General features: G+C 57.8%; 10 protein-coding genes. 3 read left to right on the forward strand and 7 right to left on the reverse strand.

Going from position 1 to position 18339, the window contains the following annotated elements:
* Positions 1-34: 34 nt before the first annotated feature.
* Entirely contained in the window at positions 35-1093 is a 1059-nt protein-coding gene (locus LJD29_RS04490; RefSeq protein ID WP_446744561.1) for a LacI family DNA-binding transcriptional regulator, read from the forward strand.
* A gap of 4 nt (positions 1094-1097) precedes the next feature.
* Here the strand turns inward: LJD29_RS04490 and LJD29_RS04495 are convergent, their stop codons facing one another.
* The 7 genes from LJD29_RS04495 to LJD29_RS04525 all read right to left on the reverse strand — a co-directional run bounded on the left by LJD29_RS04495 (position 1098) and on the right by LJD29_RS04525 (position 14068).
* Positions 1098-3461 carry a hypothetical protein gene (locus tag LJD29_RS04495; RefSeq protein ID WP_446744562.1) on the reverse strand — a complete coding sequence of 788 codons (2364 nt, stop codon included), beginning with the start codon at positions 3459-3461 and terminating at the stop codon, positions 1098-1100.
* A gap of 2 nt (positions 3462-3463) precedes the next feature.
* Complete coding sequence (locus tag LJD29_RS04500; protein ID WP_446744563.1) at positions 3464-4612, reverse strand: glycoside hydrolase family 172 protein; 1149 nt, start codon at positions 4610-4612, stop codon at positions 3464-3466.
* 25 nt (positions 4613-4637) lie between these two features.
* Entirely contained in the window at positions 4638-5966 is a 1329-nt protein-coding gene (locus tag LJD29_RS04505; protein ID WP_446744564.1) for a sugar porter family MFS transporter, read from the reverse strand.
* A 148-nt stretch (positions 5967-6114) separates the two neighbouring features.
* Positions 6115-7743 carry a fucose isomerase gene (locus LJD29_RS04510; protein WP_446744565.1) on the reverse strand — a complete coding sequence of 543 codons (1629 nt, stop codon included), beginning with the start codon at positions 7741-7743 and terminating at the stop codon, positions 6115-6117.
* A gap of 63 nt (positions 7744-7806) precedes the next feature.
* Positions 7807-9237, reverse strand: coding sequence for a tetratricopeptide repeat protein (locus LJD29_RS04515; RefSeq protein WP_446744566.1), 1431 nt, complete (start codon positions 9235-9237; stop codon positions 7807-7809).
* Positions 9238-9244: 7 nt separating this feature from the next.
* On the reverse strand, positions 9245-12982 hold the full coding sequence (locus LJD29_RS04520) for an outer membrane beta-barrel protein (RefSeq protein ID WP_446744567.1): 3738 nt from the start codon (positions 12980-12982) through the stop codon (positions 9245-9247).
* Between the two features lie 165 nt (positions 12983-13147).
* Entirely contained in the window at positions 13148-14068 is a 921-nt protein-coding gene (locus LJD29_RS04525) for a hypothetical protein (RefSeq protein ID WP_446744568.1), read from the reverse strand.
* Between the two features lie 435 nt (positions 14069-14503).
* On the opposite strand from LJD29_RS04525, the gene LJD29_RS04530 reads away from it, so the two are divergent.
* Positions 14504-16825, forward strand: a complete 2322-nt coding sequence (locus LJD29_RS04530; RefSeq protein ID WP_446744569.1) for a GH92 family glycosyl hydrolase — start codon at positions 14504-14506, stop codon at positions 16823-16825.
* A 13-nt stretch (positions 16826-16838) separates the two neighbouring features.
* Positions 16839-18311: a glycoside hydrolase family 125 protein gene (locus LJD29_RS04535; RefSeq protein ID WP_446744570.1), complete on the forward strand. Its 1473-nt coding sequence runs from the start codon at positions 16839-16841 to the stop codon at positions 18309-18311.
* Positions 18312-18339 lie beyond the last annotated feature (28 nt).

The following is an 18339-nucleotide window of genomic DNA, read 5'->3' on the forward strand; positions in this document are numbered from 1 at the left end:
TAGTGGACCCCGAACAGGAACGAGGGATTCAGCAATGTCGACCATCGTAGAGGTGGCAAAGCGCGCGGACGTCTCCATCGCCACGGTCTCGAATGTAATCCGGGGAACAAAAAAGGTTAGTGCGGAGTTGCGTCAGCGCGTGGAAGCCGCGATCCGCGAGCTCGATTACTACCCCAACGAAATTGCGCGCAGCCTTAAGGTCAAGCAGACACGCATGCTCGGCATGGTGTTGCCGGACATCACCAATCCCTTCTTTCCCGAGATCATCCGTGGAGCCGAAGACAGCGCGTTCGAACGCGGATACTTCCTCGTCACCGCCAACACCGATGAGCAGATCGGACGCGAAAAGCGAATCGTCGCAGCACTGCGCTCCTATCGAGTGGACGGTATCCTGCTTGCTTCCGCTCCGGGTAACGACACAACGCACATCCGCAACACCATTGCCTCTGGACTTGCAGTCGTATGCCTCGACCGTCCCGTCGCAGGAGTCGAAGCCGATGCCGTGCTGCTCGACAATGTGCGTGGCGGACGCGAGTGCGTGCGCCACCTGATACAGGCGGGCCATCGGCGCATCGCCGTCATCACCGGGCAGATGAATTCCGAGATCGCGCGTGAACGACTCAAGGGATACGAAGACGCATTGCATGAGGGCGGCATCCCCATCGATCCGTCGCTGATCCTTGAAGGCGACTTCAAGGATGAATCTGGATACCGGCTGGCGAAGCAGTCGTTGAGCAGGCAGTCCAGGCCAACTGCATTTTTCGTCTGCAACGGTGTGATGACACTAGGAGCGCTCAAAGCCTTCGAAGAGCTGGGCGTGCGATGCCCGGACGATGTTGCACTCGCTACATTCGACGACCTCACCGCCGACCGGCACTTCCATCCTCACCTGACCGCAGTGGTGCAGCCAAGCTACGAGATGGGAGCACGCGCGGCGAATGTTCTGATGGATCGTATTGAGGGCAAGGTCACCGGCGCGCCCGTCGCCGTGCGTATCGTGCCCACCCTGGTCATTCGCGAGTCAACCCGCTCGCAGTCGGACGCGACTGCCAGCCAGGCCGGAAATCTTCGTCGCGGCACTTTTGCCAGCTGAGCTGCTACACCGTAACGACGTAACCTTCCTGCGCGAGTACCGCACCCATCACGGTTGCGGCAGGATTTCCATTCACAGAAATTCTGTACTTTGCATGGGGATCGACGCCGGCAAAGCGAATCCTGATCGAACGTTGCGCGGGAAAAGTCTCGACTTCGAAAGCGATGGCGGTCTTATCGATGCGCAGGTTGTGCAGCGAACAGGCATTGAAGCCGACCGCAGCCTGATTCGCAAGATCGACAAAGGCATCTCCAAGCGTCGGCATCATCATCTCGATCGACGTCATGCCACTGCCCGCACCCCAGTGAAAGCCCGTTAACGCACCGGACTCATCCTCGAAGCCGACATGCGCCCAGTTCTCCCACGGAGCTACGGCGAAGGTCGAACGAGCGGCCGCGACACTGCGCTCCAGATATTCGCTGTTTCCGGTCGCCTTGTAGTAGTCCCACAAAAGTGTCGCCGCGTAGGCTTCGCGTGCGTCACTCCACTCTGCGTCAGTATTCTGCGTCGTGAAGCCACCAACAACTTTAGGCCGCAGGGCAGGATTGTTCCAGACCTGCTGTGTGAGTAAGAGGTAGTCGAGTACGCGCTTGCCGGTTTCGAAATACTGCGGCTTCTTATTGGCTTCAAAAAGCTCCAGATAAGCCTGCGCCGCAAGAATCTGCGAAAGATTATTCTGCGGATATTGGGCTGTCCAGCGGTCGTAAAAAGAAAACGGCTTGCGCGCGCACGAGAGATAGGTCTCAAAGTCGAACCAGCGCTGCCGCGGCAACACATCGTGCGTGATGAAATCCATCGCCTTTTGCGCCGAGTCGAGATACTTCTGGTCTCCGGTTGCCTTATACAGCGCTACAAGAAACAGCGCTGAACCCGCGGTCTCTGCATTGAACTCGCCGAACTCGGTTCTGGCCTGCAGCTGGCTGTTGTACCACGAAGGAATTACGCCGTCGGGAAGCTGATGCTTGATCAGGAAGTCTCCGTATGGGCGAACGAAGTCGAGGATTTCCTTATTCCGTTCGGGCTGCAGGTCTCGCCCCCATAGCAGCATCCAGTAAGCGGTCCACGACATATCCAGCGCGTGATAGTCATCGCCGAATCCCGCCCATGAATCTGACCGCAACCAGCGTTGATCATTCACCAGGTAGATTGTCGAGAAGGCACCATCCTGCCGTGGGCTGGAGAGCGCGAGGTTCAAAATCGTTTCAGCCTTTGCCTGAATCTCTTTATTGTTCGTTCGCCTGCCGTAGATGTACCAGCCATAAGCGCTTCGAAGCGTCTCGAACCACGTGTTGAACCATGCATCAGGCGCGCGTTTCGTCCAGATGCCAGAAGGATTGCGATCGCTGGCGAGGGTGCCACATTGGCGGTTTCCGCATGGGAAGCTGTGATACACATCATCGGCATATCGACCCCACGTATCGGTTGCCCAGTCATCGAACGTCACCAGCTCCGGCCTCAGCACATTCTGTTGAAGGTCATTCGAGGTCATCAGCTCCTGATGTCCTTCCTCTGCCCACAGTCGCCGCACAACGCGACGGTAGCCGGATTTGTAAGGCTGCTCCGAGGCGACGATCGAATACTCATACTGCACGGTCCCGATTGGATACCCGGCTTTGTTCTGGCCCTTCACGATCCGCGGAAAGCCCTCTGAATATCGTGAAAAGTAACTGTGTCCATAAGGCTGTGTTGAAAAAGCGCCAAAGGAAAGCCACGGGCGGGCTGTGGAAGTCACATCTAGATCGAGCGCGAGAGGATCGTTGTGGCGATCGTTCACTGTCGGCATGAGTGCGGCAAAAACGCTTCCCTGCTGCATCATGATCACCGGCGACTTAAATGCCCAGTTCGCGATCACGTCCGATGGATTGCTCTTGATGTCCTGGCTCCAGACAAAATCGAGCGGCCCTGCCGGATCATTTGCATCCCGCCGAGCGGGCATAAAGTCGAAGCGATCCTCAACAGCGCGCACATCGATGCCAGGGTTGGCGTTGAATGTCGTCACAACATGAATGACATCCGCATCCTTTGTCGATAGCATCCGCTGTTCGAATATGCCTACGTCACAGTTTCCTTTGACAAGAATCCCATGAGGGATCTGCGTTGCAGTCTCGACACGGCAGGCGTGAGTGAAATCGGGAATACCAGCAGCGACCACGGACGTTGCAGCGTAGGCCGAGGAAAGAGCAGGCACCCACTGGCCCTGACTTTTTATGAAGATCTGTTCCGCTGCGGAACTGCCCGGATTGACCTGCAGTTGAATCTGTCCGCTCGGAGATTCGAGCGTTGCCCCACTCGCATGAGAAATGAGGCAGAACGCGGCGGCCACCAGCGCCGCAAGACGAAGCGAGCAGTCCGCGTTGTGCCTCATCATGATTAATTCGCCGCCGGAGCAGGAGGCAGAGGTCCAGGGTTGCTCCCGGGGCCACCAACAGGCTGCAACTCCGGAATCCGCTGATCGACCGGAGGAAGCGGCGGGAAGGCCTCATGCGGCTCGGCCTGGTACCAATACGCGACAGAGTAGAAGTTATCCGAGCGGCCATTCGCCGTTCCGTGTTCGATGGTGGCCTTAAAGGATTTCGAGAACGGAATCGGCTGATCCAGATGGAAGCGGTAGACACTCGAGCGGCTGCCTGCCTTTTCATCACCGACGACCGGCGCGCCGTAGAGCCGGTACGAGAAAGGATGGCCGCCAAAGTCCCATGCTCCAAGGAAGTAGTCTTCAGTGCCGGTGCCTACGATCGATGGCTTGTCTTCCCCATCGATGAAGAACATATCGTCGCCTTCGCCCCACCAGTAATCCTGGTTTTGGACAACAGACATGGTGACACCCGCGAACTGGCCATGTCCCTTGGCTTCCATCCAGACGTAGTTATCTTTGCCGTCGAGGTTGGGCTTGTTATTGAAGCTTGGAGTGCCGTTGTTTTCAAAATCCGTTGTCCAGCCGCGATTCGGCTGTGCCTGGCGGTACTGTGCGTGGAAGTAAAGCGTGCCCGACGGCAGCGAGTGGGAATAGGTGCGGTAATCGACGTTGTAATAGAGCGAGAAGATCGGCGTCTTGCCCTCATTTGTAACCGTGATCTTTGCGTGATGTGCATACGGCATGGGGAAGAAAGAGTTCATCCCTTTATCGCTGCCGACAGAAAGCAGTTCCGACTCCCAGTTGTAATACTCGCCGAGGCCAAGGCCGAAGAAGTCTCCGATAGGCGCCTCAACACTGGGGCTGGTCTCGCCATCCCAGTAGATGCGCAGGACGATGCGCTTGAGGTGAAAAGGCTCGTTATCCGCAATCGTGAACCAGATATGAGAGATCGTGCCGGGACCATCGGTATCGAGCACGGTGTAAGTCTCTCCCGGGGCCACTCTGCGCGCATCCGCATTGGCACCCAGCGGATCGGTGCTCGACGCTCGGTGTGGCGTATAGGTCTGTTGCTTCGTAAGATCCGGTTCCCAGTCATGAGACTGCGCGACGGCCATCATAGGCCCTCCCGCCAATAGAACAACGAGTGCGATGAGTCGCTTCATAAAGCGTCCTCCGTTCATCGATGAATTAGTGAATGCCAAGGCGATGCTGCATCTGTTCAAGCGAGACCCCGGATGTTTCCGGGTAGTAGAACCACACGAGGAAAAAGTCGAACACCATCATCGCAGCGAAAAAGAAAAACGGTGAAGACCCCGATGAATTCGCCATGACTGGAAATACCAGCGAGATGATTGCATTCGTGACCCAGTGCGCGGAGCTGCCCAGGCTTTGTCCCTTGGCGCGCACCCGATTCGGAAAGACCTCGCTGATGTAAACCCACACGACCGCGCCCTGCGAAACCGCAAACAGAGCAATGTAGATCATCAGCAGGTAAATCAGCCACGCCATATGCGCGTGCGTGTAAAAGATCGCCGCTATCACTGTGAGACATACCGCGAGGCCGGCCGTACCGAAAAGCAGAAGCTTCTTGCGTCCGAAATGATCGATCACTGTCATGGCAAGCAGGGTAGCGACAAGGTTCATAGCGCCGACAGCGACCGCCTGCAGGCTTCCGGACATCTTGCTCGCGCCGGCAAGCGCAAAGATATCGTTGAGGTAATAAAGAATCGCGTTGATTCCTGAAAGCTGGCAGAACAGGCCCACCGTGAGCGCGAGGATCACCGGTTTGCGATACTGCCGGGAAAAAAGAGGATCGGAAGCACCGGACTTTTCGAGGTGGACTGAAGCAATAATTTCATCAAGTTCTTCCTTCGAGTTCTCGACGCCCGTCACCTGCAATACTCGGAGAGCTTCATCGACGCGAGACTGCGTGACCAGCCAGCGCGGGCTGCGGGGAATGAAGAACAGCGCAATCAGAAAGAAAACAGCAGGGACGCCGGAGATGCCCAGCTCCCAACGCCACTCGTTCGCTCCGAAATGAAGATTGCCGATGATAGCGTTCGACATATATGCAAGCAGAATGCCGATCACTACGTTCGTCTGGAAAGAGCCAACCAGACGGCCGCGCCACTTCGGCGGCGCTATTTCGGCAATGTACATGGGGCCAAGCACAGACGAGCCGCCAATACCGAGGCCACCGATGAACCGGAAAACGATCAACGAGCTCCAGTTCCATGCAAAGGCGCATCCGAGCGCCGAAAGGATGTAAAAGAACGCCATAACCCGCAACGTGTCACGGCGGCCAAAGCGCTGGCCGGGAACACCCGCGCCGATCGATGCGACTACCGTTCCAGCCAGGGCGCTGAATACCGTTACGCCGAGCATGAACGGAGAGAGATGGTATGCGTTTGTCAGGCCCTGGGTCGCGCCCGAGATAACCGCCGTATCAAAACCAAAGAGAAGTCCGCCAAGTGCGCCTACAATTGTTCCCTTTACAACATGCGAGTTTATGCTCATTGACTTCCTGTCAGCATTGCGCCCGGACGATCTATGCGGGCCGATTTCGAGATCCACCAGGGTGTGAGCAGCCTGCCTTCTGAGCTGCCCGGAACAGAGCGATGAAGCAGCGCGGTTCGAGGATTCCTCATCACCGCGCCCGCATTCCTCACAAGCTCACATCACCGCACAGGTGAACGTCAACACCTAACGCATGAAACATGGCAGCTTTTGTCGCAAGGGCATTCGTTGCAGCATCATCATCAGGGACATAGGCGATATTGACGTGGTTGGCCCGATGACGCGCCATCAGCATGTCCCGGGAGATGCCGTCGAAGACCGCGCTCACCATCGGCCACTGGGTGGTCGTATGCTCCCAGCGGCGCTTCGTTTCTTCAGCCGGCAGATCCACGACCGATCCGAGTCCCATGTCAACGTGCAGCCGGCCGGCTTCTACAAAGACGCGGCTCCAGACGATCCTGCCCGCCCGGCCGATACCTTTCAGCGTGCCGCCTCCTAGCGGAAAGTACATCGGCGGCTGGCGATCACTGGAAGATCCTTTGTATCCACCGGCGAAGTGGCTGGCCGGAGCCGCGCCGGAAATCTGGAGAACCCAGACGAATCCGTCTACGCCGTTTCCGCTGAAATCCTCGCCCCAGCGAACGTCATGTAATGTCGTCGCGGGATCGAGTCCCAGAGCCTTCCAGCAGCGATTCGTCACCAGGGCGTCGACACCCGCGCATTCATCCACCTCGTTGAAGTGAGGCAATGGACCACCCGGGTACAACTCTTCACCTTCTTCCGAGTGGGCCGGCGGACGCTCGGTGTTATTCAGCAGGCCCTCGACAAGATCGGAAGCCGGCACCATGTCCTTCAGGCCCTGCTGGTACTGAATTCCAATGGCGTCGCAGCGGAAATCATGAGCGATGCGCAGCGCGGCAATATACATCCTGCACTGCTCTAAAACCTGCTCATCCGTAAGTTCCGTCTTCGGATCCTTGCCTGTATGAAACTTCACACCGCTCTTATCCAGCCATTCACGAACAGCCCTTGCTTCGTCATCCTTTACCGTCCGCATGCGCGCCACCAGAGCAGACTGGCTGAGCCGCTCCTTGAAGATGCCAAGCGGATTCAACAGCTCGTCGTCGATGATGGCGTTGTACATGCCCATGCAGCCTTCATCGAAGATTCCGAAGATGGCTTTCTTCTTTTTCAGCGCCGCCGCGAGATCTTCGCCGGTCTTTTTCGCAGATGACGGAAGCTTGCCGGGGTCGAGTGCTCGGACATGGCTAAGATCGTGCGTCACCTTTCCGGTCTCGATCCATTCGCGCAAGCGGCTGAGAAAATACTCGTCGTCGAAGTCTTTGCTCCAAAGCGAGTCGAACTTTACGCTCGCTTTTACCAGCGATCCGTTCAGGTTAAGCAGGCCGACGAGGCCGGGCCACTGGCCTGACCAGTTTGCAATCGTAATGATCGGACCAAGGTGACTGCGCATTCCCGGCAATACATGGTGCGAGTACTGCCATGCAGCAGTTGCGAAAACAAGATTCGCGTGAGGATCAATGCCCTCGAAGATATCCATGCCCATCCGCTGACTGGAGATAAAGCCGTGCCCCTTGGCCTTGTCGATCGGGAAAGCGCGGCGTACCTTTACACCTTCCTTCTCGAAGCATTCGGTCAGGCGCTTCTCCAGATCCCGTTGCGCCGGCCAGCAGACCTCATTGGCAGACTGCCTCAGGTCTCCGCTCGTGATCAGCACAACCTCGTTCATTCGCTTGCTCTCAGCCGATGCGGCCATTTCTCATCCCTTCCCGTCGCTCATAAGTTGTTGGTCGTTTGAGTGAAAGATCTTCGATCTTCATCAGTTGATTGTTTCCGCCTGCTCGTTGTCCTTTGCGAACATCGCGACGGCCCGGCGTGCGCGCTCGCGTTCCTTCACGTCCGTTGACGTGCGCTTATAAGCGCTGATAGCTTCCTGCATTTTCACCGTCTCGCCATCTGCTCGATAGGCTGCGGCCAGCAGGTACCAGCCCGCAGAATCCTCGGGCATCGCCGCGGTATAGTGGCCCAGCACAGCAATGGCATCTTTGAAGTTCCTCTGATTCACATCCACTTTTCCCATCAGCCGGTATGCTTCGATGGGCGGCCTGTCAAGATGCAGCGCTCTCTGCAGCATCTCTCCTGCTTCGTCATAGTTTCCCTGCAGTGTGAGCACGCGCCCGACTGCTTCGCATGCCGCAGAAGAGTTTGGCTGGAGCGCCAACTCTGCTTTGAATTCCCTCAGAGCTTCGTCTGGCTGGCTCAGGCGCAGATAGTTGTTTGCTATTGCCGCATGCAGATTGGGAAGGTCGGGTTTGAGGGCCAGCGCGGCGCGATACTCTTTGATGGCTTCCTCTGAACGCTGCTGGGCCGAGAGTGAATCTCCCATCACCTGATGCGCGCGGTACGAGTCCGGAGCCAACTCCCCGATCCTGCTGAATGCCTCTTCCGCATGTTTCTCGCTCTCGTGAGCCTGGCGGTAAAGACCGTCTTCAAGCGAGCGCTGGCTTTCGGAAATTTCCCGCGCGGGAGCCGGCGGAACCTTTCCGCCCATCTGCATGACCGCCTCATGAAGCTCGGCAATATCTGGACGCCGTTCCAACGCGCCCTCGAACATGGCGTTTGCCTTGTCGCGATCACCCCTTAACAGATACTGCTCGCCAGCAAGCTGCCACGCGCGTCCACCATCCCCCGCCACAGCGAAAAGTTTTCCCGTCGCAGCTTCTCCAATCTTCATGTAGCTCTGCCCGGCCCCGTACCATGCATCGATATTCTCCGGCTGCAGCTTGCTCGCGGCTTCGAACTCGGCCAGCGCAGCTTCGTCGCGAGACTGCGCCGAATAGGCGTAGCCAAGCCAGAGGTGCGCAGTTACATCGGAATCGTTCAAATGAACAGCACGCTCCAGCTCTCGCGCAGCCTTGTCCGGCTGCGAGAGCTGAAAGAGTGCCAGCCCTGAAAACAGGTGTGGCACAAACAGATTCGGATTGCCTGCAAGAGCTTTCTGCATGACGGTAAGAGTACGAGCCTTGTCCCCGGCAAAATACAGAGCCACACCAAGATTGCTTTCCATCTCGGCATTGCCCGGAAGCATCTTTACTACAGTTTCGTATTCGTGGACGGCAGCGGAAAAATCATTTTGCGCCTCTGCCTGCTGTGCAGCATGCGCGTGGGCCGCAGCCTGCTCCTGTATCGATTGCGACCAGAGGCGCGGAATCGTGATGACGAGCAACGTCGATATCAGGATCCCGCGCATAACTCCGTTAGAACTCCAGTCTCAAGCCAAACTGTATGATTCTCGGCGCGTTTTGCTGCGAAGTCATGATACCGAAAACCGTGGTTGAATTTGCGAGGTTCGTGGCACTCAGATTTGGTGGCGCAAAATTCTGAATATACGTAGTCGCGTCTCCGCCGTCGGAGAAAATCGTCCGGTTCACAGCGTTGAACATGTTCGCCTGGAACTGGAGATCAGACTGCTTGTAGATCTTGAACCGTTTCGAGATCGAGATATCCTCGTCAAGATACGCCGGTACGCGCAACGCTGAGATGAAGTTAGGCGCGTTGCCGAAAGTACCGACAGCAGGCGCGGTAAATGCACCGGGGTTGATGTAGAACTGGCAAGGGTTTCGTCCAGCCGCCTGCTGGATCGGCCCCGAGCAGCTTCTGCGGTAGGCAGGGTTCTTGAAAGGCTGATGCGGCACAATGTTCGGACGGAAGCTGTACCCGTCGCCCGCCGCAAAGAAGGGATTCGCCGCACCCACCGCGTCATACTCGATGTGCACCGGCCGTCCGCTCTGATACTGGTGAATCGCCGACACCGACCATCCGCCGACGACTTCGTTCACCACCCCACCCTTGTTCAGGAACTTCTTGCCCTGTCCGACGGGAAGCTCATAGGTATAGCTCAGAGAGACAACATGCGGTATGTCGGAACTGGTTACTGATCGCTCCGACTTGGGGTTGTAGTAGTCCTGAAAATACGAGCCCGCGTAGATCGCATTCTCCGCACCGGAAGACGGACCATCGTTTGAGTCTGCATTGCCAATGGTCTTCGAGAATGTGTACGAAAGAAGGAACGTCAATCCCTGCGACATACGCTTCTGCAGACTGGCCTGCATGCCGTTATAGGAGACGCTGGCAATGGGGTTGAGAGGATTATCCACGTCGCCATACTGAGGCCACGGACGCAGCGCCTGCCCGATGGTTGCGCCGGCGCCGAAGACCGATTCAAAGTCCGGCCACGGCGAGGTGACTCCGGCAGCTGCAGCCCTTGGGTCGCTGATCGGCAGCAAAAGGAACTGGCTCAGCGGAATGCCATCCGCCGCTGCCGTAGCTCCATACTTCTGCTGCGCCACGAGGGGATTCACCTCGTTCGGCTTCGACCAGACACCGATGTGATATGTGTGCATGCCGACGTATCCAAGGTTGAAGACTATACTGCTGCTCACCTGCTGCTGTAACTGCAGCGACCAGTAAAGCTGGGTGGGCGGCATGCCAGCGGTCGGGTGAATCATCGTGGAGTTGTTATTGCCGACCAGCAGGCCAGGGTTGAGCGTCTGCCCGGACACGGAAGCGGCTGGGTAGGGATTATCCCAGTAGTACGCAGGCGATCCTACAACATCCCCAGGGCGGTTTGCCGTCGCGAGACCCGAGTAGCCGGTGTTGTAGAGGGCGCCGCTAATGTCGTCCTCATTGTTGTCATTGCCAATCGGCCGCGTGATGGCAAAACCGCCGCGCAGAGCGGTCCTGCTGTCGGTTCCGGGCGAATACGCAAAACCGATGCGGGGCTGAATACCGCCGCGATAGATGTTGCCGATGCGGCTGATACCGTTGCGTCCCGGGCCGTTCCCATAAAACGTGTACGCGCCCGGCAGCCCTCCAGCAGCGGGGTTCGGCAGCGTCGGATCCATGGTCGACACCTCGCCATGAGCCTCGGTACGGGGAATCTGCAGATCGTAGCGCAGTCCCAGGTTCAACGTAAGGTTGCGGCGCACCTTCCAGTCATCCTGAGCAAACAGACCTGCCTGCCACCAGCGAAAACCGGATTCAGCCGGGTAGCTGATGTAAGAGAAGTCCGTTCCACCGAAGAGGAAGCTGGCACGCGGGTCGCCCGTCGAAGCCGGCAGCGAAACAGCCTGGTTTCCATTGATGAAGCCGGTTCCGTTGAGCGCCGTTTCCGGTGACGCGAAGTTAATGGAACCTCCGGACAACAGCGTCTCATTGCGCTGCAGGTACCGAAGCTCTCCACCAAAGGTAAAGGCATGCGAACCGCGAAGCAGCGTCACATTGTCGTTGAGGAAGTAGCGATTTTCCGCCACGGTCGATCCGCCGCTACCGCCGATGCTGTTTTGAACAGTGCCAAGACCGATCAGCGGATAGTAGCTCTCTGGATTCAGAGCAGGAAGCCCCTGCATGCCGAGCGCCGCGAATCCAGGGCCGGGCTGCACCGGTCCGCTGAGGTTCGTATCGCGCAGAAAGCCGATGTTCAGGTTGTTCAACAAGGTCGGCGAGTGCGTGTAGTTGTACGAGAAGCGAATCTGCTTGGTTGGGGTATTTGTCTGCGTGGCGTCGTACAGGTTAAGCCCGCCGTTGTCAGAAGAGCTGTAGCCGCCGGTAAACACGCTGCCTGAAATCGCATGCTTCTCGGAGATATGCTCGTCGATCTTCACGACCAGGCGATGCTCGTCAATCTTCGAGCTTTGCAAACGAACGAAGTTATTGTTGAGCGCGTTATTCGTCGCCTGCGGAAACGACTGAAGCACCGTCTGCGAAACCGTGCTCAGACCGGCTGTTCCTGAAGGAATGATGTTGCCCGGGAATGGATCGCGGATGGTATATGTGTTGCCGTCCGGACCGATTACATTATGCGCAGAGAGCGGATTGTAAATTGCACCGCTGTATACGGGGTTACCGGCCGGATCAAAGATGGGCGCGCCCGTGGTTGGGTCTGTCACCTGCGGTCCGAGCAATTGTGAAAAGTCTCCATTGCGGAAGGCGTTCGGGATCGTGGTGAGCGTCGCATCGTTCGAACTCGGACGGTACTTGAACTCCGTGAAGTCTACGAAGAAGAACGTCTTGTCGTGCCCCTTGTAGATCTTCGGAATGTAGACCGGGCCACCGAAGGTTCCACCAAATTCATTCTGCTTGAGCGGTGCTTTCTTGATCCCCAGCGCATCGGTCACATATCCGGCCGCATTGAGCGCATCGTTCTGCAGGTACTCGAACAGGCTGCCGTGAAACTGATTCGTTCCCGAAGCGAAGGCAAAGGAGACAATGCCGCTCGATAGCCCATACTGCGCGGTCTGGTTGTTATTGATGACCTTAAACTGGCTGATTGCATCCATCGGCGGATGGTTGCTGCCGATGTCACCGGCAAGGTCCGTCTCCATGATCGGCACGCCGTCGATATAAACCTCGTTGGCGTAGCTGACCGAGCCGCTGAAGTGCAGGCGATAGTCTGGCGAGGCACCCGGTGTGGATCCGGCAACGCCCGGTGTCAGTACCACAAAGTTCAGAGGGTTACGCATATCCGCGTTGAGCGAAACCGGCAGATCCTTGATCTCGGCGGGCGTGATCACAGTACCGATGTCGGAGCTTTCCGTCTCGACATGCGCGGCATCGGCCTGCACCGTGACCATCTGTTCGACACCCCCCGGCTTGAGCATCACGTTGACGGCGACCGTGCTGCCCGTTCCGACGGTGATGTGTTGCTGAACCGAGGTGCTGAAGCCCTGCGACTCTACCGTGAGCGTATAGACGCCCGGCGACAGGTTCAGAAAGTTGTATTGGCCGGCGGCTCCGGATACCGAGGACGCCTGGATACCGGTACTTTCGTTCTTCAAGCTGAGCTTCGCGCCGGGAACGGCTGCATGCTGCGTGTCGTGTACTTCGCCTTGGATGGAGCCAAGATTCACCTGCGCGACAGCCAACCGCGATGAACCTGCGACAGCAAAGCAAAGCATAACCAGGAAAAGAAATACCCAAGATCTGGTCAGCCTCATGTGGTCTCCTGAAAAGTAGCTGAACTACCGCGTCGATTTATTTAAACCTTTAAATCGAAACGAGCCAAAGTTAATCACGCTCAAAAGTGGAATGTCAATCACGTTGTGACAGGAAAGATTTTGCTTCCGCAAGCTCAAGAAAATCCGCCAAAAACGCGCACGCTACTACTGTCCAGCTGCTGAAGCCTGCTTTCCGGCGGCTGACCAGAGCCTTTTCAGGCGAGGGTCAAGCTCCCACGGTTCATGCTCCGTGATGCCGTAAATGAAGGTCTGCCCGGGAACATATCGCTGACGAACCTCGAAGTTTTCAAAGGCGATGCCGCCCAGCACCGGGGCGGTCGATGCCCAGTAAACGCGGCGGGCATTTACCCGCACGCGGAGGTCCGGTTCAATGTCGTGAGAATCTACCCGCCAGAACTGAGCGAGCTTTGGCAGCACGTACGGCCAGTGAGCGGTGTCGTTGCCGGGCGTCGTCGCGGGATCGGCCTCGTCCGAAGTGCAGTAGACCACCGCGGCTCCATCCGCCGTACGAAACATATCTTCGAGCGGGTAGTTTTCGAGTTCGGTGAAACCATCGCCACCGTAATCGGGAAACAGCTCCCTGCTGTCCAGTACACGATCTCGCAGCCACAACCGGCGCAAACGCTCGTAGTTGCCCATCGTCGCGCTCAGGCTCAGTTCTTCGAGCGGTGGGCTGTCCTTCTCCGCGAAAACCGAGAGCCGCAGCTCCTGGGGGCGATCGCTGTCGATCGATGCAATCACGTAAACATGCGCTCCGTTCGCGGTATAACGCTCCACGTTGATGCGCACGGAGAGCCGCTCTACTGTTGTTCGGCCTGCATGAACGGTCTCCATGCTGCCGCGGTAGGACGGCTCTTTCGCTCCCTTGATCTTCTCAACCGTGAATCTCTTTCCCTGCTTCCCCGGATCGAGCACGCTCGGCTCCAACTCGCTGAAAGCGATACGGCTTAGGCGAGTTCCGGGTCCGAAGACGACCGGCTCGATGGCGATAAAATTCAGCAGCTTTGGCTCGGTCTCGCCCACCGGGATCAGGCCGACACGAATCAGACCTCGGGGACCTTTCATGCCGCCCTCCGATGGCAGGCCGAAGACAATGCCGTCCTTCCTTCCCCAGATCAGCGGATCTCCCTGTTTGCCTGGCCGAATCCAGGCAGCATCCTCCGCGTGAAGATGGAGGCATGGCACCGCAAAGGCGATGAGCAGGATGAGGGCAAAGGAAGCGGCGTCTGATAACCCTTCAGTAAACAAGCAAAGCCTACGGTTACGACTATTGAACCAGCAATCCACTTTCATGCGACCCTCGGAAAGTTAAACGTTTCATGAGCCGCCGAATCATAACAGGGCGAAAACAGTACCTTCCACACTTTTTACTTCCGCTGCTCCGGAATGATCTGTCACCGTATGAAGCGAACAGATGGCCCACGATATGATCGGAGTAGTCCTTTTGCGCTGCCCGCGCCAACGGCCGAACAAAACATTTTTCAAAATCGAAAGAGACTGATGCTGAACAGACGACGCTTCCTGCAAGCCGCTTCTCTCGCCACCTGCCTTGAACTGATCAACACCAATATTCCCCTGGCAGAGGCTGCGACCAAAGCCTTCGCGCACGGTACAGATGAGGACTTTACTTCCTACGTAAATGTCAAGGTCGGAACCGGCGGACATGGACACGTATTCCCCGGCGCGACGGTGCCCTTCGGCGCTGTGCAGCTCAGTCCCGACACCTACACCAAGGGATGGGACTGGTGCTCGGGTTACTACGACACCGATACGTCGATCATGGGCTTCAGCCACACCCACCTGAGCGGAACCGGCTGCGGCGACCTGCTGGACGTGCTGCTGATGCCTGCCGTAGGCAGCGTCAAGCTCCAGCCCGGCACCCGGGAGAACCCCACCGAGGGCTATCGCTCGCGCTACTCGCACGAGGAAGAGATCGCCGAGCCCGGCTACTATTCCGTCAAGCTGAAGGACTCGGGCGTCTTCGCCGAGCTGACCGCTACTGAGCGCACCGGCCTGCACTGCTATACCTTCCCGGCAAGCGAAGAGTCGCACTTCATCCTCGACTGGTCGCACTCCTACGACGATCCAAACGATCCCGTCGCCGAGGCTGCCATCGAGCTCCACGGCAACGACACCATCGCCGGTGGCCGCACCGTGAATTCCTGGGCGCATGGACGCCAGATCTTCTTCGCCATGCAGTTCTCCGAGCCCTTTACCAAGGCCGAGTTGTTCTCTGACGATCAGCCGCAGACAGAAACGAAGCTCAACGGCAAGACCCTGAAGGCGGCTCTTCACTACAAGACGACCGCCGGACAGAAAATCCTGGTTCGCTGCGGCATCTCCGGCGTAAGCGCCGAGAACGCGCTCAAAAACCTGCGCGCCGAGCAGCCCGGCTGGGATTTCGCCGCGACACGCAGCGCAGCGAAGCAGAAGTGGCAGAAGGAACTGAGCCGCGTCAGCATCAAGACGGACGATAAGAAGCAGCGCGAGATCTTCTATAGCTCGTACTACCACATGCTCTGCGCTCCTACTCTCTTCGACGATGCCGACGGCAGCTACCGCGGCATGGATGGCGAAGTCCATCAGCTTGAAAAAGGCGCACACAACTACAGCACCTATTCACTGTGGGATACCTTCCGTGCGCTGCATCCGGCGTTCACCCTGATTCAACCGGATCGCGTGCCCGAGATGGTCAACTCCCTCGTCGTCATGGCCGAGCAGAGCCCGCATGGCATGCCCGTATGGCCGCTGCAGGGTAAGGAAACCGGCACCATGACCGGCTACCACTCGGCCAGCGTGATCTCCGAAGCCTGCGTCAAGAACTTCGAAGGCATTGACTGGAATCGCGCCTACAAGGTCATGCGCAAGCGCAACATGGACGACGACTGGCGCGGTCTGGGCTACTACCGCAGCATGGGCTACATTCCTGCGGACAAGGAAGGCGAGTCGGTCAGCAAAACGCTTGAGTACGGATACAACGACTGGGCCGTTTCGCACGTTGCTGAGAAGGTGGGAGCGCATGACGATGCCGCCATCCAGCGCAAGCGTTCGCGCAACTACCAGCACTACTTCGATCCCAAGACGCAGTTCATCCGCGCCAAGCTTTCGAACGGTGAATTTACCGCTCCGTTCGATCCCATCGAGATGGGGCACACGGAAAAGTATCGCGACTACACCGAGTCGAACGCCTGGCAGACCACCTTTGGCGTGCAGCACGACAATGCCAGCTACATCGAACTCTGGGGCGGCCGCGAACCCTTCATTAAGAAGCTCGATTCACTCTTCACCGTTCCTTCCACGCTTCCGCCCGACGCTCCGCCGGACATCGCCGGCATGGTCGGTCAGTACGCGCACGGCAACGAGCCCAGCCACCACATCGCTTATCTCTACATCTATGCAGGCCAGCCGTGGAAGACGCAGTCGCGCGTCCACTCGCTGCTGCTGACCATGTATGACAACAAGCCGAACGGACTGCAGGGCAACGAAGACTGCGGCCAGATGTCTGCCTGGTACGTGATGAGCGCGCTCGGCCTGTACGCGGTCGATCCGGCGAGCGGTAACTACGTGCTGACGTCGCCCCTGTTCGACAAGGCTACGCTGCGTGTAAGCGGCGGCAAGACGCTCACCATCGAAGCGAAGCGCACCTCGCCCGATGACATCTACATCCAGTCCGTGACGGTCAACGGCAAAAACTCGGACAAACTCTGGGTTTCGCACGAAGAGATCGCGCATGGTGGATCGATCGTCTTCAAGCTCGGATCGAAGCCCAACGAGAAGCTCGGCGCTGCGGAAGCAGTCGCTCCGCCGTCGCTGAAGGTATAGGTGAGTCGACCGCATGGCTGATCTCTCCTTCCGTTCCTTTACTCGCAGACAGATGCTCGGCGGCTCCATGGCCGCCGGGGCTGCTGCGCTCACCGCAAAACTCGCTCCTGCGGCGGCCGTCATGGCCGCCGAGGATCAAAACCTTCACCAGCGTCCCGCGAAAGCGGATCGCCGCTTCACCAGCGATGCCGTCGAAGAGACCATCCTTCGAGTACAGAAGCAGATTGCTGATCCCACGCTCGCTCTGATCTTCGCAAACTGCCTGCCCAACACGCTCGATACCACTGTCTTTCCCTCAACGCTTAACGGCAAGCCGGATACCTTCGTCATTACCGGTGACATCGATGCCATGTGGCTGCGCGATTCGTCCGCGCAGGTATGGCCCTACCTCGCCTTCTGTAAGCAGGACAAGCAGCTCGCAGCTCTCGTTGAAGGCGTCATCCACCGCCAGGCGCGTTGCATCGCCATCGATCCCTACGCCAACGCTTACCTCAAGTCTCCTCATGACTCGCTCGGCAAGTGGAGTTCGCATGACGACACCGAGATGAAGCCGGGTGTCAGCGAACGCAAGTGGGAAGTCGATTCACTTTGCTACACGCTGCGTCTTGCGCATGGCTACTGGCAGGCTACCGGCAACACTGCGCCCTTCGATGACGAATGGAAGGCCAGCGCCCGGCTTGTCATCAAGACCTTCCGCGAGCAACAGCGGCTGCATGGCAAAGGTCCGTACCATTTCCAGCGCGAATCGAAGATCCCGTCCGAAACGCTCATGCTCAATGGATACGGCAATCCGATCAAGCCGAACGGCATGATCTTCAGCGGATTCCGTCCGTCGGACGATGCCTGCATCTTCCCGCTCTTCGTTCCGGCAAACCTCTTCGCCGTCACCAGCCTTCGTCAGCTCGCCGAGTTAGCCGCAAAGGTCTGCCACGACGATCAGCTCGCCAACGATGCGCATACACTGGCCGAAGAAGTTAGCCGCGCCCTCATGCAGCAGGCGCAGGTCATGTCAGTCGACCACGGAAAGATCTGGGCTTATGAGATCGACGGCTACGGCAGCTCGCTTCGTATGGATGATGCCAATGCGCCCGGCCTGCTTTCGCTGTCCTACCTTGGCTGCGTGAAGAAGAACGATCCGGTTTTCATGGCGACGCGAGCCTTCGTGCTCTCGAAGGACAATCCCTACTACTTCACCGGCAAAGCTGCGGAAGGTGTAGGAAGCCCGCACACCGGCGTCGACTTCATCTGGCCGATGTCGATCCTGATGCAGGCCTTCTCAAGCAGCAGCGATACCGAGATCACCCGCTGCCTGAAGCTGCTACGCGACAACACCGCCGGCACACACTTCATGCACGAATCGTTCCACAAGGACGATTCAAACAACTTCACGCGCCCATGGTTTGCATGGGCCAACACGCTCTTCGGCGAGCTGATACTCACCCTCGCGGAGCAGCGCCCTGCGATTCTGAAACAGAACTTCGCGTAAGAAAAAGCGGGCCGCTCTGGCCCGCTTT

Source organism: Silvibacterium acidisoli (assembly GCA_022870745.1).
Lineage (GTDB): Bacteria > Acidobacteriota > Terriglobia > Terriglobales > Acidobacteriaceae > Silvibacterium.